Below are 23748 nucleotides of genomic sequence, written 5' to 3' on the forward strand. Positions count from 1 at the left end.
AGTGAGCGTGTACCAAGATTTGGTCGAGCGGAAGACGAAGCTATCCCTTATCGGACTGGGATATGTTGGCATGCCGATAGCGGTTGAGTTCGCTAAGCATATCGAAGTTGTCGGATTCGATGTCAACGAAGAGAAAATCCGCTTGTACCGAAAGGGGGTCGATCCGACGAAAGAAGTAGGCGACGAGGCGATCAGCTCCACAGGCGTCGACTTCACGTCGAATCCCGAACGTTTACGGGAAGCGCGTTTTCATATAGTTGCTGTTCCTACTCCGATCAATCAGGACAAGACCCCCGATCTGTCGCCGGTTGTTGGGGCGTCGACCATGCTTGGCCGTCACCTTGAATGGGGTTCGATCGTGGTTTTCGAATCTACCGTCTATCCTGGGGTCACGGAGGACGTATGCGTTCCTATCCTTGAGAGGGAATCCGGATTGCGGTGCGGCGTTGATTTCAAAGTGGGTTACAGTCCTGAGCGAATCAACCCCGGGGACAAAGTCCATACCTTGACCACTATCCGAAAAATCGTTTCGGGCATGGATGATGAGTCCCTTGAAGAAATCAAACGCGTGTACGACATCGTGATAGAGGCAGGCACCTATCCGGTCTCCTCGATCAAAACAGCTGAAGCAATTAAGGTAGTGGAGAACTCCCAGCGCGATATCAATATTGCCTTCATGAACGAGCTTGCCATGGTCTTCGACCGCATGGGTATCGATACGAGCGAAGTCGTGGAGGGCATGAACACGAAGTGGAATGCGCTCGGCTTTAAACCAGGACTGGTTGGTGGGCATTGCATCGGCGTTGATCCGTATTACTTTACCTACGAGGCCGAGAAGCTCGGTTACCACTCTCAGATCATTCTTTCGGGCAGAAGAGTGAACGATGCCATGGGAGGGTTTGTTGCCGAGACGGCCATCAGGGAGATGGTGCGAGTTGGGCTTGCTCCCAAGTCCTCGAACGTGGTCGTCTTGGGCATTACCTTCAAAGAGAACTGTCCCGATGTTCGAAATTCCAAGGTGTACGACATTGTCATGAGGCTAAAGGAATATGGAGTCGAGCCGTCGGTGGTGGATCCTTGGGCTTCGGGAGACGAGGTGAAGCAGGTTTACGGCATGCAGCTACGCGAGTCGGGTGATATTGCGAACGCAGATTGCCTGATTGTCGCGGTTGCCCATGATGAGTTCAAAGAGCTGGGCTTCGAGCGTATTGATGCTTTCTTCGGAGACAAGCCCGACGAAAGCAAGGTGCTTTTGGATGTTAAAGGAATATTGGACGCGAAGCGCTTCTCGTCTTATGGAAGCTTTTGGCGGCTATGAGTTTGTTTACGGATTTGAACGAACCGGGCGTGGCTGGAGTGGATTACGGGAACAGGGTGCTTCTCGTGCAAGCGTTTCTTGCATTTGAGAATCGCCATGATGTTTTCAGTCGAAATGTCGATGGCATGCACTATTGGCATCTTCTGAGGAAGTGGCTGTTCGACTCGGTATGCAAGCAGGTTCGACGTTTCGAATTCGGTGGGCATCCTGATTTTCATGCGCAGTTTTCAAAGGCTAATATCGCAAGAAGCCTGCCTCGTCTCCTCATGCAGCTGGGTGAATCGCGGAGCGGTATCGAGACGGGGGTAAGGGAAGGCAAGAAGGTTGTCTTTTTAGGCAATTGGAAGAAAACCGCTGGTTCGAACGGCGTTTGCAACGTGTTCCTCGAGGATCTGGCTCGAGACCTTGCAGACGACTGCTCGATTCTGGAGCGTCCCCATAAGCTTGCCCATGTAAAAGACTCCCTTGAAGATCTTACGATATACACGGATATCCTAGAGGCTAGATGGCTTGTTGCTCTTGCAACAAGAAAGTGGGAGAAAGCGTCTCGTTGCGTTTTGTCCGACCTTGCGGAATTGGTGGGGCTGCTCGAGTGTGAATTCGATGTCGAGATTGATCGGGAGGCTCTGGCTAAAAGAACCTCTTACGTGGTGACTGGCTATTACGCGCTTTCGAAATCGTTTCGTGAAATCTTCTCAAGATGGCAACCTGAATGCGTCGTCGAGGTCGAGCATTACTCGGTGTTCTGTCTCGTCTGCAACGAAGTTCTTCATGAGCTGGGCATACCGGTAATCGAACTCCAGCATGGGCAAATAGGGCCTGGTCATATTGCGTACAATCTTGATGCGCCGGACTGCGGAAGATACCTTCCTGACCGTATCGCCGCATTCGGTCAGTATTGGATTGACGAATGCGTTGTGCCGGATTGGGGTCGACGGATGATCGCCGTAGGATCCATTCCGCTTGAGCGAGGGTTGAAAGCGTCTTTCGACATCGAAAAAGAACAGGTAGACGAGCACGTTCCTTTCGTCTTGGTGGTGTCTCAGGGTTATGACAACGGTGCGGTTTCCTCGTTCGTGTGCGATCTTGCTCGGGATCCGCGTGCGAACGAATACCGCATTGTCGTGAAACTGCATCCTTCCGAAAGAAACTCGTGGAGGATCGTCCATCCTGAATTGACGGAGGTCGGCACCAGGGTTGAGATCGCGGAGACCGGGGATATCGATTGGTATCTGCAAAGGGCGACAGTTGTCGTAGGGATATCGAGCACGGTGCTTTTCGAGGCTATAGCCTATAGAAAGCGCGTGTTCATCCTGGATACGGTTGACAGTGAAATTGCTCAACCGCTGATGAGGTCAGGTGCGGCCGAGCTTGTGAAGGACGCATCTGAATTTGTGGGGCGCATGAGCGTAGAGGTCGAATCCGTTTCTGACAGCTTGAAATCCTACGTCTGGCACGAGGCTGCGCTCGAGAATACGGAACGGCTCGTTAGAGGCTTTCTTGAGTCCTGATCGGGGCAAAACGGTTATTCGATGATCGTGAAACCATGAAAAAAGACTTCTTGAAAAAAGCATCGACCGATTTCGCTCTCACTATCGGTGCGACCGTGGTTCTCGTAGGGACGCTGCAGCTTCTCGTGTATCCGTTTTTGGCGTGGAAGCTTGACGGCGATCGATACGGTTTGTTCCTGGTGGCGATAGGGATCGTCAACGCGCTTGAGCCGTCGTTCGGGAGCACCTTGTGCAATACGAGGATTATTCGCAACGAACGCTATGAGAAAGCCGGAATAGGACCGGGAGACTTCAAATACCTCCTATCCATTTCTGCCCCCGTACTGGCAGTGGCGACTGCGATAGTGTGCTGGCAACTTCTATCGATGGATCTATTGATGGCGTTAGCTGTTGGGATCCTTACGGGTATGAGTATCGTGAAGGCGTATTGTCTCGTCGCGTTCAGGCTTCATTTCAATTCCAAGAAGCTGTTGCTAGTCAACCTCTTAACTGCTTTGGGTTATGTGGTAGGTATGGGCGTTGCTTTCGCAAGCGGATTCTGGCCTTTCGTGTTCATACTTGGAGAAGCATTTGCCCTCGCATGTTTTGCACGATGCTCAAACGTGTTTTCAGAACCGTATGGCAAAACAAGGCTTTTTGGGTCGTCGCTGCGCACCTATGTGTCTCTTATAGCGAGCAATCTCATCACCTATTCGTCGGTGTACGTTGATCGGTTGCTGCTGTATCCGGCCTTAGGGCCTTCGGCTGTGTCGACCTATTACGTTGCAACCTTTTTCGGCAAGACGTTCTCGTTTTTCTCCTCACCGATCAGTTCCATCATGCTCAGTTACATGAGCGACGGCGTAGTCAAGATAACCGTCCGCAGGTATCACTTAGTGAATCTGTTCATACTCGCAGTGGGGCTTTTCATGTATGCGATTGCCTTCTTCATTGGGCCGCTGTTCGCGATGATTCTCTATCCTACGCTTTATGACCAGGCCTTGTCGTTGATGCCGTTGGGAAATGCAGCATCGATATTTGCGGTTGTCAACTCGTTCAATATGGTCGTAGTTCTTAAAGTTGCCCCGCCCCGCCTTCAGGTTGTTTCGTCGCTGTTCCGTTTGGTTTTGTATGCCGCTTCGATTGCTTTCTCTTCTTGGGTCGGTAGTCTTTGGGTGCTTTGCCTTCTCATGCTCATTTCTAACGCGGTGTCCTACCTATTCACGTATTCAGTGGGGCTTTTCTATATGAAACGTTCAGGAGCTATGGTTCGTACAGGAGCAAATTCGTGATTGCGCAAAAAACTGATACTACAGCGCCGAGCGCGAGAAAAAGTCACATTGGCATTGTGTACTCAATCTTGATGGTTCTTTTGCTGCTTGTTCTTTTTCTCTTGTCGCCGGCAAACAAAGTTTATGCATCGGTGGTTCTTACCGCAGTATTGGTGATTGCGACCGGTCTCTTTGGAAGAGAAGAGCTGGACGAGACAAAGATGTCGTTGCCGATGATCCTTTGCCTTTTCGGCCTTGCTGGTTCGATTCTCCTCACGATGGCGATTTCTCCCTATTCCATGCGGGATTTGTTCATCGACACGAGTTTTCTCCTGCTAACGGTTCTTTTCTTCTATTGCATACGACCGTCCTCGTTCGAGATTAGTCCCTTCATGAAACGCGTCTTTTATTGCCTTGCCCTTGCGGTTGTGCTGGTTTCCGTTTTTCGCCGCGACGCGGAAACTCCTTATTATGTTTTTGGTTCGTACGACAAGAACTATTTTGGCGTGGTGCTGTTCCTGTTTTTCTGCTGGTGCTGGTACGAGAAGCGAAAGCTTGGCGTAGCGGTATGTGTAGTTGCGGCTCTCGTCCTCAACAGCAGGGGATATCAAATGATGCTTCTATGCTTTGCTTTAATAAATGCTGTGATATGGATCAGAGCGCGACGAAAGGGGTCGGTTTCTCAGCCTTCGAGATCCGTGCATCCTGTCGTGTTGTTTTTGCTCTTCGCTCTCATGTTCTTTTCAATCGTGACGTTTAGCTGGTGGTGGAGTACGGCTGTCGTCGGAGGCGATACCGTTTCGGCCTCTTTAGCATCGCGAGGTTTGAATGATACCTCTAATGCTATCAGGTTCAATTCCAATCTTTATGCTATCGAGCAGATTTCCAAGGATCCGCTTTTGATTTTTCGTGGATACGATATCGACATCCGGCGCGTCATGAACATTGGAAACCCTTTTGGCGATAAAGACACTTTGCTCGCGAGTGCTTCGTTGCATGGGTACAGGGTTGTGCAGCCGCACCACGCGGTCATCAACTTGCTTCTTAAGCACGGGGTTCTCTATACAATTTTTTACTTTGCTGTGTTCAGCATTGTCATCGCCCCTTATGCCAGAAAAGAGACGGCTGGCGTTTGGGTTCCGTTTTTTCTTGTCGGCATGGTGATGCATTCGACCATGACGAGTCATTACTTGCTGTTCTTTGTGTTCGTTCTAGCCACGTCGGCACATGATCAAGGTTTTTGTTGTGCGGATGCGAGTAGGGCTGCGAAGAAGTTGGAAAAGTCGCCGAATCAAAGGGTTGTTCGTCGACGTGTCGTCTCCAGGAAAGGTGCCTTCATTTGATGAATGTGGAGAGGAACGTGCTCGCTGTCATTCCTGCTCGAGGAGGCTCGAAAGGGATACCACGAAAGAATATGCGCCTTATGCACGGCAGGCCGTTGATTGACTATGCGATTTCATGTGCAGCAGAGAGCAGCTGTATCACCGATGTTGCCGTTAGCACTGATTCGAGAGAGATACTGGATTTCGTAGAACAGATCGATGGCGTTGTTGCTCTTGAGCGCAGCCCGGAACTTTCCGGAGACGATATTACGCTCGATCCGGTAGTGAATGACGCAGTGGTTCGTGTGGAAGCGTTGCGGGGTGTGCGATACGACATCGTCATCACGATGCAGCCTACCTCGCCTTTGCTAACAGTGCGCACTCTCGATACGGCGATTGAGCGGTTTTTGAATTCCGATTCGGATACGATGGTGAGTGCGACAAACGCTCCTCATTTGAGCTGGGGCAAAGACGGTCGGAATCGTTTTGTTCCGAATTACGAACGACGTCTCAATCGACAGGAGCTTCCGCCGAACTATGTTGAAACCGGTGCATTTTTGGTTTCGAAGCGTTCGTGTATCGGGCCTTCGTCTCGCATAGGGGACAACGTTACGGTTTTTGAGGTCCCTGCTGACGAAGCGGTCGACATCGACACGATGCAAGATTGGATCGTGTGCGAAGCCATGCTCTCTCGAAGGCTCATCGTGTTTCGGGTCGACGGGCATAAGGAGCTTGGCCTTGGGCATGTGTACCGTGCATTAACGCTTGGGTACGAACTGATAGAGCATGACGTCGTATTCGTATGCAATGCACGTCATAGAGAAGGAATCGCCAAGTTGAAATCGGCGAATATGCCGGTTTTAGAGGTGGAGGACGACGAAGAGATGCTCCGATGGCTGGAGGAGCGCCGTCCCGATGTATTCGTATACGATTGCCTTGATAGCGATGCCAGTCTTATGGCTGATGTGAAGAGGTATGTTAAGCGCTTGGTGACGTTCGAGGATTTGGGTGAAGGCGCAAGGTTGGCCGATGCTGTTGTCAACGCCATTTACGAAGGGGCGTCTCCGCATGGAAACGTGTATTCGGGTAAGGGGTACGTCTGCTTGCGGGACGAGTTCCTTATAACGCAGCCTTCGGAAGATTCGGATGAGGTGCGCCGGATTCTCGTCACGTTTGGAGGAACGGATCCGCTCGATTTGACGGCGCGGGTGTACGAACTGGCAAAAAGGCATAATGCAGAGGCAGTGGACGTGACGTTTGATTTCGTTCTCGGCTCGGGATACGACAATCCTGCGGTGCAAAGCGTTCCTGAGTGCGGGATAGAGGTGAGTCGCAACGTGTTGCGCATGAGCGACCATATGCGTAAGGCCGACATGGCTCTTTCCTCCCAAGGGCGCACCACGTTCGAGCTTGCCTGCATGGGCGTGCCTACAATTGTTCTCGCGGAGAACGAACGCGAGCAGCTCCACACGTTTGCTCAAATGGATAACGGGTTCATCAACCTGGGGCTCGGAAGCGAGGTTTCCGACGAAGACCTCGCTTCAACAATAGCGTGGCTTGCGGGGGCGAGGTCCGTACGGCGAGAGATGCGCAAGCTGATGCTTGAGAACGATTTGAGATTAGGGATACGAAGAGTAAAGAGGATCGTTTTGGGAGACGTACTATGAACTTAGAGGATAGGATTGCAAGCGGGGCGTTTACACTCATAGCTGAGATCGGCGTCAATTATTACGATATCGCTCGGCAGCGTGGCATCAGCCCTATGGAGGCGGCAAAGCTCATGTGCAAAGAAGCGAGCGAAGCTGGCGTTCATGCGGTGAAATTTCAGACGTACAAGGCCGAATCGCTCGCTTCCCGACATTCTCCTTCGTATTGGGATACGAGCGAGGAATCCTCAACGAGCCAATACGAGCTTTTCAAGCGATACGACTCGTTTGGAGAGAGGGAGTATCGAGAACTTTCCGTCTATTGCGACTCGATCGGGATAGGTTTCTGCTCGACCCCCTTTGATTTCGAGTCGGCTGATTATCTAGAACCCCTGATGGGGGTATACAAAGTGTCTTCATCCGACCTGACGAACATCCCTTTCATCGAGCATCAGGCTCGAAAAGGCAAGCCTATGATTCTTTCGGTTGGGGCTGGCGACTTGACCGAGATGCGTTCTGCCGTTCAGGCGGTACGCGCCGTGAACGACAGTCCGCTCGCTCTGCTGCATTGCGTGCTCGAATATCCAACGCCGTACGAGCATGCTAATTTGAGCAGGATTGCATCGATCACCCGGGAATTTCCAGACGTAATTGTGGGGTATTCGGACCATTGTAAGCCCGACCCCTCTGCCGAGGTTGTCAAGACGGCTTACGTGCTTGGAGCTCGCATTGTGGAGAAGCACTTCACGCTCGATAAGACGCTTCCAGGAAATGACCATTACCACGCCATGGATCCCTCTGATGCCCGAACGATCCTCGAAGGCGTGTGCTTCGTTGAAACACTACTTGGCGATTCCTCGTTACGACATAGCGAATCGGAAACTGCTGCAAGGGCCAATGCTCGTCGGTCTCTTGTCGCGGCGGCGGATATACCCGCTGGAAGCGTGATAGATAAGGGGATGCTCACGTTTAAGAGACCGGGCACGGGCATCTCGCCCTCGTTGGTGGGGGAAGTCGTGGGAAGGGTTGCTCGCGTGGATATTCCTGCGGATGTCTTGATAGACATGACAATGCTCTCGGATTCTCGTTATTTGAACGGTGCGAGTGACCAATAGATTTGAGAGAGGATGCTGAGTGAAACGGTTGATTTCGAAAGTAAAGCAGGTGCTTTTCGGTGCGGTCGTGAGAACCCGTGCGCGTACGGTGGGCAAAGGTCTCAAAGTGAATCGCTATTCATGGGTATCGAAAAGCGTCGTTCTGGGAGACAACGTTAACTTTAACGGTATGAGAATTGTTGGCGAAGGAGAAATTCGGATCGGGAGCAATTTTCATTCGGGAAGAGGGTGTTCGATAATTGGTTCGTTTCATGACTTCGACTACGGTGATGCCGTTCCGTATGGTATGGCGAAGATTGATAAAGATGTGGTGATTGAAGACAACGTATGGCTTGGGGATCAAGTCATCGTTCTTGGAGGGGCTCATATCGGAGAGGGCGCTGTTATACAGGCTGGGAGTGTCGTCGTCGATCATGTTCCAAAGGGTGCTGTTGCCGGAGGTCATCCTGCCAAAATGTTCAAGATGCGAGATATGGATCATTACGAAGCTCTGAAAGCACAAGGTCGGTTCTTTTGATTTTTCGACAAAGAGCAGGAAAAAAGGGTTGGATCGCGTCTGATAACGAGGTGAACTCATGGAGATATCACGCAGGCGTGATGCTTCGATAGCTTTTTTCTCGGTTATGAAAGGCGATCTGGTCGAGTCGTATCACGGGGAGCTTCGTCGAATTTATCGGAGGCGGCTTCGGTCGTGAGCGCGCAGTAGTCTAGCAGGCAGGAGATCAGCCTTATGGTGTCGGGCTCGTGCATGCCGCTGTTCGCAAGCGCCAGGGTTAAAGAGGCTAGGCCGCTGAGCGTCATGCGCACGTCGGTGAGTTCGTCGACGGCATCGGCTATAGTTTCGATGATCGGTAACTGTCGGAACATCTTAACCTCAAATCCGAATCTAATGAAATAAATCTGTATATTCGGATATTCTAATCCAGAGCTGATGAAAAGGAAATAGTGCTTTTAATCCTCGGCTTTTCGACGCTGCGGTTTGCTGGTAGTCTGTCAGCAGCGAGGAGGAACAATGATGGCTTCCATTAGGTTTTTCAAGCTTTTCGATATGCTTGCGCGGATGGGGTATAAAAAGACCGATCTCAAAACAGAGATAGGGCTTTCGTCAACTACCATCGCCAAGCTCTCCAAAGGGGAGTCCGTCACCACGGACACCATCCTTCGCATCTGCGAGCGATTCGACGTGCAGCCGGGCGACATCATGGAGTACGTCCCCGACGAGGATCAATCCTAGAAGTTCGCTACCCACCTTCAATGCTTTCTTTGTGAGTTGCGTCCGTCACTATCGCTATCCTTCGACTTGCCGCACTCGCTCAGGACGACGGGGGATGGATGGGGCGCTGACCCCGTTCTCTTGTCTTGTTCGGCATCGCGCGGTATTTCGTCCGGCGTTTTTCCAGATCGTGCGATTTGGGAACCGTTTTCGGCACGGTTGACGAGGCTAACATTGTCATGGAAGTTGATTCGCGTCCGCCTCCGCACGGTTTCGCTTGTCGAGGTGCAGCAAGATCGTCGGTTTGGCACATCTCGACGAACTTCGGCCTCGTTTCCCGAAAAAGGCCGAAGCGAAACCCCAGATCGTGTTCGGCGGCCTCCTGGGAATATGGCATCCGGGCGGGTCTGGCGTGCCAAACCGGCGATTTTGCTGCACGCAGGCACTCCGAAACCGTGCGTCGGCCCGGCTCGACCGCGAACCCGCTCATCGGCTCGGCTCGGCCGCGCTTCCGTGCGCCCGGGCTTAGCTTCAGAGTCTGGTAGGGGGCGGCTCTCGAACCAGCCCTCGAATTCAACAGCTTGCGGAAATTACCTGCACGTGAGCTTGTTTTTCGGCAACTTTGCTATAATGACTGATCGTGTGCATGTATTGCGCGTTTTCCATACCTGTGCACCAGTCGCTGAATATACAAGAAAACGAGGTTGAAATGAGCGAACTGCTTAACCAGCTGTGGACTCCTGAACTGCAAGCCGCGTTCACCGTGGTTGTGGTGCTGCTGGTCATCCTGTATGTGCTGTCCATCGTCTGGGTGGTGCGCGATGCGTACCTGCGCGGTTCCTACTGGTACGTGTGGGCTATCGTGGCGCTCGTCCCGTTGCTCGGCATCATCGCGTACTGCTTGCTGCGCCCGCCGCTGCTGCAGATCGACCGCGACGAGCAGGAGCTGGAGATCGCGCTGAAGCAGCGCGAGCTCATGAAGTACGGCGAGTGCGCGAACTGCGGCTACCCGGTGGAAGCCGACTTCGTGCTGTGCCCGAACTGCCACCAGCGTCTCAAGAACCTTTGCGGCACCTGCAACCACGCGCTCGACCCCACCTGGACCGTGTGCCCGTACTGCGCCACGCCCGTTGCCGGTGGTCCGCGCACGCGTCGTGCCCCGCAGCAGCGCGGCGCTCGAACGCAGCAGCCGCAGCAGGCGGCGACCCAGCAGCAGACGAGGCAGGCGCGCCCCGCTCAGTCCGAGCACGGCGTGCAGTAACCACTTCGCAATGCAATCGAAGCCGCCTCGCGAACAACGGGGCGGCTTCGTTGTTTTGTCGCAAAGGCGGGCACAAGGCGCGCTCGCTGCGAACCGATCGTGCAGGCGCTTTGTGCGCGCCCGGCACAGGAAAGGAACAGATATGAACATCGTACTTCCCGACGGCTCGAAGAAAGAGCTCGCAGACGGCTCCACCGTCGCCGACGTGGCCGCGTCCATCGGCGCCGGCCTGGCGAAGGCCGCGCTCGCGGGCATCGTGAACGACCAGCCGGTCGACCTCTCGGCTCCCGTGGCCGAAGGCGACTCGGTTGCCATCGTCACGGCCAAGAGCGACGAGGGGCTGGAGCTTCTGCGCCACTCCACCGCGCACGTCATGGCCGCCGCGCTCGTCGACCTCTACGGCGACGTGCAGTTCGGTGTGGGGCCGGCCATCGAGGACGGTTTCTACTACGACGTGAAGCTCGACCGCGCGCTGTCGCCGGACGACTTTGCCGCCATCGAGGCCCGCATGGCCGAGATCGTGAAGGCCGACGAAGCCTTCGAGCGCCGCGTGGTCACGCGCGCCGAGGCCGAGGAGATCTTCGCGAGCCAGCCGTTCAAGCTGGAGCTCATCGCCGAGCTGCCGGAGGACGCCGTCATCACCACGTACACCATCGGCAAGTTCACCGACCTGTGCCGCGGCCCGCACCTGCCCTCTACCGGCAAGCTGGGCGCGTTCAAGTTGACCAAGCTGGCCGGCGCGTACTGGCGCGGCGATGCCGAGCGCGAGATGCTCACCCGCATCTACGGCACCGCCTTCTTCAAGCAGAAGGAGCTGGACGAGCACCTGCGCAACCTGGAGGAGGCCGAGAAGCGCGACCATCGCAAGCTGGGCCGCGAGCTGGGCATCTACACCATGGACCCGCTGGCCGGCGTGGGTCTGCCCATGTACCTGCCCAAGGGCGCGCGCGTGATCCGCACCATGCAGGAGTGGCTGCGCCGCGACCTGTACGAGCGCGGCTACGAGGAGGTCATCACGCCGCACGTGTACAACGCCGACGTGTGGAAGACCTCGGGCCACTACGGCTTCTACAAAGAGAACATGTACTTCTTCAACATCAACGAGGGCACCGACGAGGATCCGCGCCTCACCGAGTACGCCGTGAAGCCCATGAACTGCCCGGGCCACGTGATGCTGTACAAGAGCGAGCTGCATTCCTACCGCGACCTGCCGCTGCGCTACTTCGAGTTCGGCACCGTGTACCGCCACGAGATGAGCGGCGTCGTGCACGGCCTGCTGCGCGCCCGCGGCTTCACTCAGGACGACGCGCACGTGTTCTGCACGCGCGACCAGGTAGTGGACGAGGTGGTGGCCATCCTCGACCTCGTGGACCACATCATGTCCACGTTCGGGTTCCAGTACGAGGCCGAGATCTCCACGCGCCCGGAGAAGAGCATCGGAACCGACGACATGTGGGAGCACGCCACCAACGCGCTCAAGGAAGCCTGCGCGCGCCACGAGCTGGCCTACGACATCAACGAGGGCGACGGCGCGTTCTACGGCCCGAAGATCGACATCAAGGTGAAGGACGCCATCGGGCGCACCTGGCAGTGCTCCACCGTGCAGGTGGACTTCAACATGCCCGAGCGCTTCGAACTGACCTACCGCACCGAGGACAACACCGAGGAGCGCCCCTGGATGCTCCATCGCGCCATCTTCGGCTCCATCGAGCGCTTCCTCGGCATCCTCATCGAGCACTACGCCGGGGCGCTGCCGCTGTGGCTGGCCCCCGTGCAGGTGGCCGTGCTGCCGCTGGCCGACCGTCACAACGAGGCCGCGGCCGAGCTGGCGAAGCAGCTGAAGGCCGCGGGCGGCCGCATCGAGGTGTACGACCAGAACGAGCCCATGCGCGTGAAGATCGCGAAGGCGCAAAGCCAGAAGATCCCGTACATGGTGGTGCTGGGCGACAAGGAGATCGAGAACGGCACGGTCAGCGTGCGCGAGCGCCACGAGGGCGACCTCGGCGCGTGGCCGGTCGAGCAGCTGGTGGAGAAGCTGCGCGAGGCCGCGCTGTAGACGCTTGCTCCCCATCCTCCGCGTGACAGCGACCTCGGCAGCGTGCCGGGGTCGCTTTCTTTTTCACGGTTGCGTACTATATCGGCTTCCGATATACTGACTATATCGGAAGCCGATATAGTTTTGGAACGGAGGGAACCGTGGAATCGATCGCGCTGACCGAGGCGGTGTTCTACATCCTGCTCTCGCTCGACGAGCCGCTGCACGGCTACGGCATCATGCAAAACGCCGAGCGCCTGAGCAACGGCCGCGTGCGCCTGGCGGCGGGCACCCTGTACGGCGCGCTCGACACGCTGCAGAAACGGCGCTGGATCGAGCCGGCGCCCGGCGCAGGGTCGGGGCGCAAGAAGGAGTACCGGTTGACGGGCGCCGGCCGCGATGCGGTGCGGGTCGAGCTCGACCGGCTGCGCGAGCTGGTGGGAAACGGCGAGGAGATCGTGGGGAGGTGGTCGGCATGAAGCGGGTCATGCACCGGCTGTTCTGGGCATGGGATTTCGACCGCGAGGAGGACTGGCTGAACGCCTGGGCCGCGCGCGGGCTGGCCCTCGTCGACGTATGCGGGATCCGCTACGTGTTCGAGGAGGGAGCGCCGGGGGAGTACGAGTACCGTCTGGAGCTGCTGGAGCATACGGCGGGCAGCTCCGAGGGCCGCTGTTATCTGGACTTCCTGCGCGATCTGGACATCGAGTGCGTCGGAACGTACGGCCGCTGGGCGTACCTGCGCCGCCCGCGCGATGGCGCGCCCTTCGACCTGTTCTCCGACATCGACTCCAAGATCGCGCATCTGCGCCGCATCGAGGTGCTGGTGCTGGCCGTGCTCCTCGTCCAGGTGACGACAGCGGCGAGCCTGCTGCATAGAGGCAGTTTCCTGCCGGAAATGCTGCCGATCGCCGTGCTGTGGGCGGCGATCATGATCCTCATGGCGTGCGGGTTCGTCCGCATCGCCCGCAAGCTTCGCCGGTTGAAGCGCGAGCGCGCCGTGCGCGAGTAACTACGCCCTAGGTTGTCATCCTGAGCGCAGCGCTGCAAGGCGCGGAGTCGAAGGATCCCATGCGGCGACAGCAGGAAGCGCCACGGCTGGCGCCGCGCGGGATCCTTCGACTCCGGCGGCTTCGCCGCCTGCGCTCAGGATGACGGAGGGCGCGCGCCCTAGCCGAGCCAGAGGCGATAGATGGTGGGCGGGTCGTAGTCGGCCAAAGCGACGCAGAAGCGGGACGGGTCGATGTTCTCGTAGGCCGCCGGATCGCGGAACGTGTTCTCGTAGATGAGGGACGGTACGGTCCAACTGCGCGTTTCTCCGGGCTCGAGCACGTTCCAGCCATCGGGTAGGTGCTTTTCCACGAGGCCGCGGTCGGAGGATTCGCCGTACATTTCTTCGAACAGGTATTTGTCGCTGCCCATCCCATTTTCCAGCGTGTCGTTCGCTCCGTTGGCGTCCTCGCTCCATAGAACGAAACGGGGGAGCGTTTGGGCATGATCGCTTGTGTTCGTCATCGCGATATCGACGAGCAGTACCTTGCATGCGTGCTTGCGTGCCTCGGTGTAGCCCGTCGTCTCCGCATAATGAGGGTACCACTCCGCGAAAGCCTCCAGCGAGACCGTCTTGAGTCCCTGTGCGGCGAACTCGATGCCGCTGGAGTCGTAGAGGTACGATTCAGACGCGAGGCGTTGCTCGCGCTCCTCGTCGGACCAGGAGCTCCGTTCATCCTCGCTGACGCTGAACCATTTACCCCAGGTCAATCCATCGGTTTTGTAAGTTTGCCCGAAGGGGATGTCGACAATCCCTTCTGCGACGTATCGGCTGTTTCCGCTGGCTTCGATGGACGACGCGTAGCTCTCGTCTCCGACGGTCAGCTCGCGCGGCTCGCCGGGGGCGAACTGGAAGGCGAACCAGACGAACGCGCAGGTGGCCGCCCCGATGCAGGCGGCGCCGATCAGGGTCCGTGCGATTCTGCTGCGTGCTGCGCTCATAAGGCTCTCCTTCTTCGTGTTCTTCTGCATCCAACCTAGCACGACCCTCGGCGATGCGGCAATGATGAAGTTTTTCATCACCGGTTCTGCCGGCCGCGCCGGGCGGCTTGCGCTATGCTGGGACGATCCAAGCGGCAAAAGGGAAGGGGCGGCGATGGTTTCGTGGTTGACGGTGGCGGTGCTGGCGCTGACGTGCGTCGTGTACGCCGCGTTCTGCGCGGCGGTGGTGCGGGCGTTTTTCCGCACGCGCGTCAACCGCACGGCGTATCGGGCGGCGGGCGCGTGGGCTGCCTGCTTCGGCGTGACCCTTGTCGGATCGCTTATGGCGCTCGATACGCGGGGCGTCGATGCGGCCGCGACGTTCGCCGCCTGCGCGTGTCTCTTGTCGTTCCCGTCGTGCCTGCTGCTCGAGCGCCGCTGGCGCAACCGCGACATGGCCGCTGCCGTGGCTTATCTGCAGCTCCATCGGCCGGCTCCCCGACCTGCAACGCCGGCTGCCGCGCCGGGGTCGGAATGGGGCACCGGCCTCGACGCCACTTGCGCGCGCCTCGCGCGCTCCTACGACCTGACGCGCCGCGAGGAGGACGTGCTGCGCCTGCTCATGGAGGGCCGCACGTTCGCCGAGGCCGCCGACGAGTTGGTGGTGTCGCTCAACACGGTGAAGAGCCACGTGCGCCGCATCTACGCGAAGATGGGCGTCAACGGCAAAGCCGATTTGCTGGAAAAGGTGTCATCGGCCATCTAGCCCCAACTGGGGCGCGCGGGACGGCTGCGCTTGGTGTACCATACGTTGGACGAAACGGCGCGGCGACGGCGGGGAGGTGCGCGCATGGCGCAGAGGGAACTTGCGAGCTATCGGGATAAGCTCGCTCAGACGAACAGGGAGGCGAAGGCCACGGCGGCAGCGCTGGCCGTCATCGTGGCGGTGTGGCTCGTGGGCGGGTTCGGGCTCGCAGGCTTCGACGTCCAGCTGTTCGGCACGCCTTTGTGGATAATCGCGGGGTGCATGGGCACATGGGTCGCCGCGGTCATCGCCGCCATCGTGCTGGCGCGGTTCGTGTTCGCCGACTTCCCGCTGGACGACGAGGAGGGCCTCGATGGGTAACCTCGCCGCGCTCGTCCCCGTCGCGCTGTTCCTCGCGTTCGCCGTAGGGCTCAGCGTGGTCGTGCGCCACCGCACGCAGAGCGCGTCGGACGGCGGCGGCTTCGTGAAGGAGTACTTCATCGGCAACCGCGGCCTGGGCGGCTTCGTGCTGGCCATGACCACCATCGCCACGTACGGGTCGGTGAGCTCGTTCGTGGGCGGTCCGGGCCAGGCGTGGAGCATCGGCTTCGGCTGGGTGTACATGGCCGTGGTGCAGGTGACGGCGCTCGTTCTGCTGTACGGCATCGTGGGCAAGAAGATGGCGCTCATCGCGCGCAAGCTCGATGCGATCACGGTGGCCGACGTCATCCGGGCTCGCTACGGATCGAACGCGCTCGCGAACTTGTCGGCCGCCATCGTCGTCGTGTTCTTCGGCGCCACCATGATCGCGCAGTTCGTGGGCGGTGCGAAGCTGTTCGAGGCCGTGACCGGCTACTCCTACGTGTTCGGCCTCGTGCTCTTCGGCGTTGCCGTGATCCTGTTCACCACCATCGGCGGCTTCCGCGGCGTGGCGCTGACCGATGCGCTCTGCGGCATCGCCATGCTCGTGGGCATCGTGGTCCTGGCCGCGGGCATCCTGGACGCCGGCGGCGGCTACGAGGCCATCATGGGCTCGATCGCGCAGAATCACCCCGAGATGCTGGAGCCCACGTCCGGCGGCAACATGCCGCCGTCGCTGTACCTTACCCAGTGGCTACTCGTGGGCGTGTTCACGTTCGTCCTGCCGCAGTCGGTGGTGCGCACGATGGGGTACAAGGACGTGAAATCGCTCCACCGCGCCATGATCGTGGGCACCGTCATCATCGGCGCCATGATGATCGGCGTCACGGCGCTCGGCGTGTTGGCCGCCGGCGTGCTCACCGAGGATCTGGCGGCCTACGGCGGCAGCGTGGACAACATCATCCCGCTGGCCATCTCGCGGACGTTGCCGCCGGTGCTGGCGGGCATCGCCATCATAGGGCCGGTGGCCGCCTCCATCTCCACCGTGTCCTCGCTGCTTATCTCGTCATCCTCGGCGCTGGTCAAGGACGTGTGGATGCATTACGCCGAAGCGCGCGGCCGCCGCATGGGGGAGCGTGCGCTGTCCGTGTCGAGCCAGGCGGTTACGCTGGGGCTGGGCGCGGTGGTGTTCGTGCTGGCCGTCGTGCCGCCCGACGTCATATGGAAGATCAACATGTTCGCCTTCGGCGGCCTTGAGACGGCGTTTTTCTGGGTGATGGTGTGCGGCCTGTTCTGGAGGCGGGCGAACCGGACGGGTGCGCTGTGGTCGATGGCGGGCGGTATGCTGGCGTATTGCGCAACGATGGCGCTCGGCTTCAAAGTGGCCGATCTGCATCAGATCGTCATAGGCATCGTCGTGGCTGGCGTGTGCATGGTCGCAGGCTCGCTGGCCGGCAAGCAGGCGCCGGCCAGCCGCATGGAGGTGTTCTTCCCTGATTGCGACAGCGGCGCGGAGGCTGCGAACGGGTCCTCGGCCCGCCGCGCGGGCTAGCGCCGCCGGCCGTCGCGTTCGTCGGGGTGCTCGTCGCGACGTTGTCGCGCGTCCTCGAACATCTGCCTGACGTCGTCTTCGCTCAGTCCCATCCGCTCTGCCGCACGACCCATCTCGTCCATGCGCCGACGGTACTCGCGCACAACGCGCTCGGCCATGCGACGCCGCCGCTCTTCGCGATGCTGCAGAGCCTGCGCCAGCAGCGGGTCGTCTCCGTCGGGACGGGCATCGGGTGCCAGCTCGCGACGCGCTATCTCCTGCGCGGCCAGGTCGAGCGCCTCGTCGATGGCGCGCTTGCGGGCCGAGCGACGTTGCAGCAGCGCCGCTTGCTCCTCCCAGGACTCGCCGTCTCGGCCGCGCTCCTCGCGCCGTGCCGCCAGCCGCTCGAGCGCCTCCTTGCGTGCCAGCATGCGCTCCAGCTCCCAGTGCTCGCGCAGGATGTCGCCGATGTCGCGCGGGTTGCGGCTGATCTCCTTCACGGCCTCGATGGGCTTCGCGTCGGCCACGCGATAAGTGAGCATGCCCATCAGCGGCATGAGGAACACGGTGATGGCTCCGGCGGCCACCAGCACGCTGGCCGTCTCCTGCGACATGGCGTTTGCGCTCACGGCTACCGAGGTCACCGCCACGATGATGGGCAGCGCCGTGGTGCAGTACAGGGCGATGGTCAAGCGGTTGTGCGTGGAGATGCTGCGCGTGTCCTTGCCGGTGGCGAGTGCGACGAATATGGGCACGGTGCGGATGAGCAGGAGCAGCACGATGAACCCGACCAGCACCACAGGCTGTTGGAACACGGCCATGAGGTCGATCTTCGCGCCCGAGGCGACGAAGAACACGGGAATGAGGAAGCCGTACGCCACGCCGTCCAGCTTATGCTCCAGCGCGTGATCGCCCTCGGGAATGATGTAGCGCAGCACGAACCCGGCGGCGAACGCGCCCAGCACGATGTCGAGGTCGAACGCCGCGGAGAGCGCCACCAGCCCCACCAGCAGCAGCACGGTGACGCGCATCATGGTCTGGGAGGTGCCTTCCGCGTTCTCGGTGAGGAAGTTGAACAGCTTGTGCCCGGCCTTCTTCGCCTTCGCGGGAACGACGGCCGCCACCACGCACAAGGCGACGAACGCGAGCAGGATGAGAACGGTCTTCCATTCCGCGCGCGTGGACAAGAGCAGCGCCATGGCCAGCACCGGGCCCAGCTCGCCCCAGGTGCCGTAAGCGAGGACGGATTCGCCCACCTGCGTTCCCATGAGCCCGCGCTCCTTCAGGATGGGCATGAGCGTGCCCAACGCCGTCGTGGTCAACGCGATGGCGATGGCAACCGACTCGAGCTCGTTGGAAAACAGGCCGCTGGCGAAATGCACGAAGAGGAACGCCAGGACGATGGATACGCACCAGGTTGCCAGCCCGCGCTTGCCCTGGCTCCCGGTGAGGCTCTTCGGATTGATCTCGTAGCCGGCTAGCAGGAACAAAAACGCCAGGCCGAGGTCGGACAGCAGCCCTACCGCGTCGGTGAGCACGATGGCGCCCGTCATGTTCGGCCCCAGCAACGCTCCGGCGATGAGCAGGAACACCGTCTCGGGAACCAGCTTGTTGGGGATGAGTTTGGCGACGATCGGGCAGGCTGCCGCGACGAGCGCGATGATGGCGAGCGAAACGAGGTCGACGGTCATAGGTTGCCTTTCGTGCATGTTTGGCATAGGTGCAGGTAAACGTTGCTATTGTACACCCTCGGCTCCGCGCTGATCGTGGTATGCTAACGGACACGCAAAGCGCATCGGTTCGCTCGTCCGTTGAAAGGAACGCCCATGATCGTGACCACTACCCCCTCCGTCGAAGGCTACCGCATCACCGGCTACTACGGCATCGTGTTCGGCGAGGTTATCACCGGCATCAACTTCCTGCGCGATTTCGGCGCGGGCATCCGCAACATCGTGGGCGGCCGCAGCGAGGGCTACGAGCAGGAGCTTCTGCAGACCCGCAACGAGGCTCTGCAGGAGCTGGAGCAGCGTGCGGCCTCCATGGGCGCGCACGCCGTGGTGGGCGTGGACATGGATTACGAGGTGCTGGGTCAAGGCAACATGCTTATGGTGACCGCCTCCGGCACCGCCGTGACCCTCGAGCAGGCGTAAGGGGCCGACGCGATGGGCGCAGCGAGGCGAAACGCAGGGCACGCGGGGGGTGCGCGGGATGCGAAGCGCGCGCCCCGCCGCGCCCCCTCGGCGTTCAAGCGGCAGGCGTACTTTGCGCTCGAGGACGTGCGGCGCGGCAACGCCGTCGCGCGCATCGTGGGCATCGCGCTGTTCGCGCTCATCGTCGCGAACGCGATCCTCGTGTTCGCCGAGACGCAGCCCGGCATCCCGGCCGGGGTGTCGGCGGCGCTTCTGGCCTTCGGGCTGGCGTCCAGCGTGTGCTTCGGCTTGGAGTACGCTGCGCGCCTGTGGACTGCCGACCTCGTCCATCCCGACGCATCGCCCGCTCGCGCACGCATGCGCTACGCGCTGTCGCCGATGGGGATCATCGACCTGCTGGCCTTCGCGCCCGGTTTGCTCGTGCTGTTCGTGCCCGTGTCGTCCCCCATGCTGAACGCGGCTCGCATCGTCCGCCTCGTGCGCCTTATCAAGCTGTCGCGCTACATGCGCGGTCTGCGCTCCATCGCGTGCGTGTTCCGAAAGCGCCGCCCGGAGATCGTGGCGGCATTCATGGTGCTCGCCCTGCTCACCGTAACGGCCAGCGTGCTCATGTACGAAATCGAGCATCCCGTGCAGCCCGAGAAGTTCGACAGCGTGTTCACGGGCATGTACTGGGCGATGACCACCATCACCACCACGGGCTACGGCGACCTCGTGCCCGTCACGGCCGCCGGGCGCCTCGTCGGCTTCTGCACGATGCTCCTGTCAATCGGCGTGGTGGCCATTCCGGCCGGCATCTTCTCAGCTGGGTTCGTGTCCGAGTTCCGGGCTCAGGATGCGCGCGACCGGCTCGATGCCGACGCGTTGCAAGGAGGCTTCGACGAGCGCGCTGCGGAAGGCGGGCCGGCCGAAGGCGGGGAAGCGGACCGCGACGCCTAGGGAGCCTGCGTTCCCGTCAGACCCTCTGGAGCGCCGCACCCGCGCGCCTGGTCCCCGCGCGCCTGGTCCGTCCGCGTGTGATTTTTCGGCACGCGGCACCTGCGCGCGGCCAAGATGCTTCGCGTGAAACATTTGCTCTCAAGCGCCCGATTGCTTCACGTGAAATAATCGGGCGCGTCGAAGCGGGGTGCAGGGTGGAGCCCGTGTTGGCATAGGCTCTACGGCGGGTCGCCCGTGCCCCCGCTCGCGTCGCCTCTGCATGCCTCTGCATGGCAGAGATTGCACGCTATGCACGATTCGCCGCCATCGCCGTTTCTTCCGACCTGGGTTTTCTTCCTACGCCTTTGACGACGGACCCAAATAATCGTGCATAGCGTGCAATCTCTGCCATCCCGCTTGCCAGCCTGTCGTCAGGCCGATGCTGAAGCGAGCCCATTCGCGTCGGACGCGACGGCTTGCCCTCCCGCCCCGCGCGCCCCGCGCTCCGCCCGCGAGTCCCGCGCGCCCTGCGCTTTGCCTGCCCGTCCCGCGCGCCTCGCGCTCCGCCCGCGAGTCCCGCCCCCGCATGCCGCGAAAGAGGGGGCACCGGGATCGAGCCGCCCTTGGCGAACCGCTAGAAACGGCGAAGGATCCGAATGTTTCACGTGAAACATCTGTTCTCAAGCACCAGATTGTTTCACGTGAAACATTTGAGCGCATCAGGGTGCCTCGAGGCGAGGAGGGGTCGGAGCCGGATCGCGTCGCCCGCGCGGGCTCCGCCGGTTCTGCGCATCCGTGGTGCGGTGGGGGCGCGGGCGCGGTTCTACACGGGCGCGAGCGCGACGCGACGTCCTGCGGCTTCGATGCGGGCGAGAGCGTGGCGCGACGTCCTGCGGCTTCGGCGCGGGCGCGCCGCTGTGCGCCGGACAACTGCGCGGGAAGAGGGCCACATGCGCAGGCCGTTCGTGCGAACGGGACGCCTTGCGATGCGGGTGCGCTGAGCCGGCCTTTACGCCTCCAGGTACGCCTGGAGCGCGGGCCAGCGACGGGCCGCTTCGGCGTAGCCCTGCTCGTAGAGCGCGAACAGCTTGTCGGCGTCGCGCTCCATGCTGCCCACGGTAACCGGCTCGGGAGGCCTGATGAGGAACAGCTTTCCGGCATCGTGCAGGCGAGGCAGCGCGCGGTACGTGCGGTTGTACTCGTAGTGGCGGTGCTGCAGGCGCTCGAGGTAGTGGGGGTACAGTCCATAGCGCTGGCGCAGGATGGCCATGAGCTTGTTCGGTCCTTTCACGTAGTCGGTCGCCTGCGTGAGCACCACGATGTGCTTGCGCGCGCCCGTCAGCATCGAGTACATAATGGGCACGCTGTCGCAGGTGCCGCCGTCCAGCAGCAGCTTGCCGTCGACGTCCACGATCTGGCTGACCAGCGGCATGGACGACGACGCGATGAGGTAGGGCAGGTCGGCCAGCGAGTCGGCGAAGGGGTGGTAGTCCGCCTCGCCGGTGACGAGGTCGCTGGAAACGGCGATCAGCTGCATGGGCGACTGGTCGAACCCGGCGTAGTCGAACGGCTCCAGGCGGTTGGGGATCTCGTCGAAGGCGAACTCGCGCCCGCAGGCGTTGCCGGTGCGCACGAAGCTCTTCATGGACAGATAACGCCAGTCGTCGCAGTACTTCGTGTTGAGGTAGCACGTGCGGCCGTCTTCGCCGGCCACGTAGTTGTAGCCGCACAGCGCACCCGCCGACACGCCGATGACGCGCTCGCAGAACAGCTTCTGATCCATGAAGAAGTCCAGCACGCCGGCCGTGAACTGGCCGCGCATGGCGCCGCCTTCCAGCACGAGGTTCACCGGGACGGTGCCGTGTCCGCGCCAAGCGGGCACGTGCGACGATGCGGGCGAGGAGGCGGGTGCTGCGAAGGCGTGCTCGGTCGTTTCGCTCATGCGGGTTCCTTTCTGTGGGTCGTCTCCGATTATATCTCAGCGCGCCCGCCCCTCGAGCATTCGCAGGCAAGACGTGCAACAAGGCCGCCGTCTGTGGAGCAACGATGGAGGAGACCGTCCTCGACGACCGTTCACCGGGCGAAAATGTCGGGAATGTCGAGATTCATGCTCCGAACCGTAACAATTTGATGCACAGTTGAGCAAACGCGTTTACAATACGATGCGAACAAGAATTGCCGCGGGTGAGAGATGCGCGCGGCCCCTACAAAGGAGGCTTTAACATGAGCGAGGTCGTTTCTTCTTCCGATTTCCAGTCCAAGGTGCTTGATGCGCAGGGTCCCGTTCTCGTGGACTTCTTCGCCACGTGGTGCGGTCCGTGCAAGATGCTCGCGCCCACGCTCGACGAGGTTGCCGCCGAGACGGCCGGCAAGGCAGCCGTCTACAAGCTCGACATCGACCAGAGCCCCGACATCGCGCAGAAGTACGGCGTCATGAGCGTGCCCACTCTCATGGTGTTCGAAAACGGCCAGGTGAAGAACCAGGCCGTGGGCGTGCAGCCCAAGCAGAACATCCTCTCGATGATCGGCTAGCTTCTTCCTCGGCCTGAGGCGGCGAAGCCCTCTCCGCTCGGAGGGGGCTTTTTTGCGCCCGCATGCCGGATGTCGCCCGGGCTTACCGGTCGTCTGCGGGATCGCGCGGCGTTTCCCCCACCACCCAGGCGCGATGGCAGTCCCAGCGTCCTGTTTCGTCCGATGCCGTCAGAAGGTAGTTTCCCACCACCGCCTGAGGCTCGATGCCTTGGCGGGAGGCTTCGGCGAACAGCGCGGCGGCGTTGCTGGCGTCGGCAGTGGGGGACACTTTGAGCAGGCACTCCCGGCAGGTCGTCTCGTCGTGAGCGCTCGATCGGCGCCAAAGCACGGCACCGTCCTGCGCGCCTGCGTCCACGGCCGACTCGTAAACCTCGTCAGGCTTGTCCGCAAAGACGACCACCCCGTAGCGCCAGGGCTCCTCCACGAGCAGCTTCCAGGGAGCCGCGGCATCGTAGTCGATGGCGCTCAGGCTGCCGATGGCCGGGGAGCCGGGCTGCATGCCCGCCCGTCGCAGCTCCTCGGCTTTCGCGTTGAGCGCGCGCTGGCGGGCGAGGCGCGCCTTCGTGGCTTCCAGCTCGGCGATGCGCTGCTCGACGCCGTCCTCGGTGCGCGCGAGGGCCTCGTCCAGGCTGCGCGCCGAAAGCGCTCGGTACCCCCGCAGCTCCTTGACCGGCACGCCCAGTTTGCGGTAGAACGCGATCTCGCTGGCCTCGATGAGATCGTGCAGCGAATACTGGCGGTAGCCGTTCGCTTCGCCCCGTCCGGCTTGCACGAGGCCCTCGCTTTCCCAATAGCGCAGCGTGGAGGAGGCGACGCCCAGGTAGCGGGCTGCTTCTTTGATGTCGTAGAGGCGGGGCAAGGTCATGGGCG

The 23748-nt window shown here is 60.4% G+C and carries 23 protein-coding genes; 18 read left to right on the plus strand and 5 right to left on the minus strand.

Annotation, left to right across the window (positions count from 1 at the left end):
* Position 1 precedes the first annotated feature (1 nt).
* The 7 genes from GT613_RS04815 to GT613_RS04845 are packed head-to-tail and all read left to right on the plus strand — an operon-like array spanning position 2 to position 8679.
* The gene (locus tag GT613_RS04815) at positions 2–1318 is read left to right on the plus strand and encodes a nucleotide sugar dehydrogenase (RefSeq protein WP_009304222.1); all 1317 of its coding nucleotides are present in this window, start codon (positions 2–4) and stop codon (positions 1316–1318) included.
* A 29-nt stretch (positions 1319–1347) separates the two neighbouring features.
* On the plus strand, positions 1348–2829 hold the full coding sequence (locus GT613_RS04820; RefSeq protein WP_256179036.1) for a capsular biosynthesis protein: 1482 nt from the start codon (positions 1348–1350) through the stop codon (positions 2827–2829).
* 35 nt (positions 2830–2864) lie between these two features.
* Positions 2865–4100, plus strand: coding sequence for a hypothetical protein (locus tag GT613_RS04825; RefSeq protein WP_009304224.1), 1236 nt, complete (start codon positions 2865–2867; stop codon positions 4098–4100).
* Entirely contained in the window at positions 4097–5422 is a 1326-nt protein-coding gene (locus tag GT613_RS04830) for a hypothetical protein (protein WP_009304225.1), read from the plus strand. The genes GT613_RS04825 and GT613_RS04830 overlap by 4 nt, the downstream gene beginning before the upstream one ends.
* Positions 5422–7068, plus strand: coding sequence for a cytidylyltransferase domain-containing protein (locus GT613_RS04835; RefSeq protein WP_015760845.1), 1647 nt, complete (start codon positions 5422–5424; stop codon positions 7066–7068). The genes GT613_RS04830 and GT613_RS04835 overlap by 1 nt, the downstream gene beginning before the upstream one ends.
* Complete coding sequence (locus GT613_RS04840) at positions 7065–8162, plus strand: N-acetylneuraminate synthase family protein (RefSeq protein WP_009304227.1); 1098 nt, start codon at positions 7065–7067, stop codon at positions 8160–8162. The genes GT613_RS04835 and GT613_RS04840 overlap by 4 nt, the downstream gene beginning before the upstream one ends.
* A gap of 19 nt (positions 8163–8181) precedes the next feature.
* Entirely contained in the window at positions 8182–8679 is a 498-nt protein-coding gene (locus GT613_RS04845; RefSeq protein WP_081434197.1) for an acyltransferase, read from the plus strand.
* Between the two features lie 104 nt (positions 8680–8783).
* Here the strand turns inward: GT613_RS04845 and GT613_RS15350 are convergent, their stop codons facing one another.
* Entirely contained in the window at positions 8784–9029 is a 246-nt protein-coding gene (locus GT613_RS15350; RefSeq protein WP_009304228.1) for a hypothetical protein, read from the minus strand.
* A gap of 145 nt (positions 9030–9174) precedes the next feature.
* Here GT613_RS15350 and GT613_RS04855 point away from each other — a divergent pair, with 145 nt between their 5' ends.
* From GT613_RS04855 to GT613_RS04875, 5 genes are all read left to right on the plus strand, one after another.
* Complete coding sequence (locus tag GT613_RS04855; protein ID WP_009608286.1) at positions 9175–9396, plus strand: helix-turn-helix transcriptional regulator; 222 nt, start codon at positions 9175–9177, stop codon at positions 9394–9396.
* Positions 9397–10084: 688 nt separating this feature from the next.
* Positions 10085–10636, plus strand: coding sequence for a zinc ribbon domain-containing protein (locus GT613_RS04860; protein ID WP_009304230.1), 552 nt, complete (start codon positions 10085–10087; stop codon positions 10634–10636).
* Positions 10637–10778: 142 nt separating this feature from the next.
* Positions 10779–12692 carry a threonine--tRNA ligase gene (gene thrS / locus GT613_RS04865; RefSeq protein ID WP_035585128.1) on the plus strand — a complete coding sequence of 638 codons (1914 nt, stop codon included), beginning with the start codon at positions 10779–10781 and terminating at the stop codon, positions 12690–12692.
* Positions 12693–12832: 140 nt separating this feature from the next.
* Positions 12833–13150, plus strand: a complete 318-nt coding sequence (locus GT613_RS04870) for a PadR family transcriptional regulator (RefSeq protein WP_015760842.1) — start codon at positions 12833–12835, stop codon at positions 13148–13150.
* Positions 13147–13683 (plus strand): DUF2812 domain-containing protein, encoded by a 537-nt coding sequence (locus tag GT613_RS04875; protein WP_035585535.1) that lies wholly within the window; start codon positions 13147–13149, stop codon positions 13681–13683. Before GT613_RS04870 ends, GT613_RS04875 begins: the two co-directional genes overlap by 4 nt.
* 158 nt (positions 13684–13841) lie before the next feature.
* Here GT613_RS04875 and GT613_RS04880 read toward each other — a convergent pair whose 3' ends face one another.
* Positions 13842–14663 (minus strand): hypothetical protein, encoded by an 822-nt coding sequence (locus GT613_RS04880; RefSeq protein ID WP_015760840.1) that lies wholly within the window; start codon positions 14661–14663, stop codon positions 13842–13844.
* A gap of 154 nt (positions 14664–14817) precedes the next feature.
* Between GT613_RS04880 and GT613_RS04885 the strand changes: the two genes are divergently transcribed.
* The 3 genes from GT613_RS04885 to panF all read left to right on the plus strand — a co-directional run bounded on the left by GT613_RS04885 (position 14818) and on the right by panF (position 17299).
* Complete coding sequence (locus GT613_RS04885) at positions 14818–15408, plus strand: response regulator transcription factor (RefSeq protein ID WP_015760839.1); 591 nt, start codon at positions 14818–14820, stop codon at positions 15406–15408.
* Positions 15409–15492: 84 nt separating this feature from the next.
* Positions 15493–15768 carry a YhdT family protein gene (locus GT613_RS04890; protein ID WP_015760838.1) on the plus strand — a complete coding sequence of 92 codons (276 nt, stop codon included), beginning with the start codon at positions 15493–15495 and terminating at the stop codon, positions 15766–15768.
* A complete protein-coding gene (gene panF, locus GT613_RS04895) occupies positions 15761–17299 on the plus strand; it encodes a sodium/pantothenate symporter (RefSeq protein ID WP_114519827.1) in 1539 nt (512 codons plus the stop codon). Before GT613_RS04890 ends, panF begins: the two co-directional genes overlap by 8 nt.
* On the opposite strand, the gene GT613_RS04900 is transcribed toward panF, so the two are convergent.
* Positions 17296–18969 (minus strand): cation:proton antiporter, encoded by a 1674-nt coding sequence (locus GT613_RS04900; protein ID WP_035585136.1) that lies wholly within the window; start codon positions 18967–18969, stop codon positions 17296–17298. The two genes, panF and GT613_RS04900, sit on opposite strands and share 4 nt — an antisense overlap.
* A 135-nt stretch (positions 18970–19104) precedes the next feature.
* On the opposite strand from GT613_RS04900, the gene GT613_RS04905 reads away from it, so the two are divergent.
* Together GT613_RS04905 and GT613_RS04910 are read left to right on the plus strand one after the other, a co-directional pair.
* The gene (locus GT613_RS04905; protein ID WP_009608252.1) at positions 19105–19428 is read left to right on the plus strand and encodes a heavy metal-binding domain-containing protein; all 324 of its coding nucleotides are present in this window, start codon (positions 19105–19107) and stop codon (positions 19426–19428) included.
* Between the two features lie 12 nt (positions 19429–19440).
* On the plus strand, positions 19441–20367 hold the full coding sequence (locus GT613_RS04910) for an ion transporter (RefSeq protein WP_009608260.1): 927 nt from the start codon (positions 19441–19443) through the stop codon (positions 20365–20367).
* Between the two features lie 988 nt (positions 20368–21355).
* Here GT613_RS04910 and GT613_RS04915 read toward each other — a convergent pair.
* Positions 21356–22288: a patatin family protein gene (locus GT613_RS04915; protein WP_114516725.1), complete on the minus strand. Its 933-nt coding sequence runs from the start codon at positions 22286–22288 to the stop codon at positions 21356–21358.
* Positions 22289–22569: 281 nt separating this feature from the next.
* Between GT613_RS04915 and trxA the strand changes: the two genes are divergently transcribed.
* A complete protein-coding gene (gene trxA / locus GT613_RS04920) occupies positions 22570–22878 on the plus strand; it encodes a thioredoxin (protein WP_009304247.1) in 309 nt (102 codons plus the stop codon).
* 82 nt (positions 22879–22960) lie between these two features.
* Here trxA and GT613_RS04925 read toward each other — a convergent pair whose 3' ends face one another.
* Positions 22961–23743 carry a MerR family transcriptional regulator gene (locus GT613_RS04925; protein ID WP_009608283.1) on the minus strand — a complete coding sequence of 261 codons (783 nt, stop codon included), beginning with the start codon at positions 23741–23743 and terminating at the stop codon, positions 22961–22963.
* Positions 23744–23748 lie beyond the last annotated feature (5 nt).

The organism is Eggerthella sp. BIOML-A4 (assembly GCF_009875575.1).
Taxonomy (GTDB): domain Bacteria; phylum Actinomycetota; class Coriobacteriia; order Coriobacteriales; family Eggerthellaceae; genus Eggerthella; species Eggerthella lenta.

Coding starts and splice junctions, on each gene's coding strand:
- GT613_RS04825 (WP_009304224.1), top strand. CDS start 2,865: ATGAAAAAAGACTTCTTGAAAAAAGCATCGACCGATTTCGCTCTCACT.
- GT613_RS04835 (WP_015760845.1), top strand. CDS start 5,422: ATGAATGTGGAGAGGAACGTGCTCGCTGTCATTCCTGCTCGAGGAGGC.
- GT613_RS04840 (WP_009304227.1), top strand. CDS start 7,065: ATGAACTTAGAGGATAGGATTGCAAGCGGGGCGTTTACACTCATAGCT.
- GT613_RS15350 (WP_009304228.1), bottom strand. CDS start 9,029: ATGTTCCGACAGTTACCGATCATCGAAACTATAGCCGATGCCGTCGAC.
- GT613_RS04855 (WP_009608286.1), top strand. CDS start 9,175: ATGATGGCTTCCATTAGGTTTTTCAAGCTTTTCGATATGCTTGCGCGG.
- GT613_RS04860 (WP_009304230.1), top strand. CDS start 10,085: ATGAGCGAACTGCTTAACCAGCTGTGGACTCCTGAACTGCAAGCCGCG.
- thrS (WP_035585128.1), top strand. CDS start 10,779: ATGAACATCGTACTTCCCGACGGCTCGAAGAAAGAGCTCGCAGACGGC.
- GT613_RS04875 (WP_035585535.1), top strand. CDS start 13,147: ATGAAGCGGGTCATGCACCGGCTGTTCTGGGCATGGGATTTCGACCGC.
- GT613_RS04880 (WP_015760840.1), bottom strand. CDS start 14,663: ATGAGCGCAGCACGCAGCAGAATCGCACGGACCCTGATCGGCGCCGCC.
- GT613_RS04885 (WP_015760839.1), top strand. CDS start 14,818: ATGGTTTCGTGGTTGACGGTGGCGGTGCTGGCGCTGACGTGCGTCGTG.
- GT613_RS04890 (WP_015760838.1), top strand. CDS start 15,493: ATGGCGCAGAGGGAACTTGCGAGCTATCGGGATAAGCTCGCTCAGACG.
- panF (WP_114519827.1), top strand. CDS start 15,761: ATGGGTAACCTCGCCGCGCTCGTCCCCGTCGCGCTGTTCCTCGCGTTC.
- GT613_RS04900 (WP_035585136.1), bottom strand. CDS start 18,969: ATGACCGTCGACCTCGTTTCGCTCGCCATCATCGCGCTCGTCGCGGCA.
- GT613_RS04905 (WP_009608252.1), top strand. CDS start 19,105: ATGATCGTGACCACTACCCCCTCCGTCGAAGGCTACCGCATCACCGGC.
- GT613_RS04910 (WP_009608260.1), top strand. CDS start 19,441: ATGGGCGCAGCGAGGCGAAACGCAGGGCACGCGGGGGGTGCGCGGGAT.
- GT613_RS04915 (WP_114516725.1), bottom strand. CDS start 22,288: ATGAGCGAAACGACCGAGCACGCCTTCGCAGCACCCGCCTCCTCGCCC.
- trxA (WP_009304247.1), top strand. CDS start 22,570: ATGAGCGAGGTCGTTTCTTCTTCCGATTTCCAGTCCAAGGTGCTTGAT.
- GT613_RS04925 (WP_009608283.1), bottom strand. CDS start 23,743: ATGACCTTGCCCCGCCTCTACGACATCAAAGAAGCAGCCCGCTACCTG.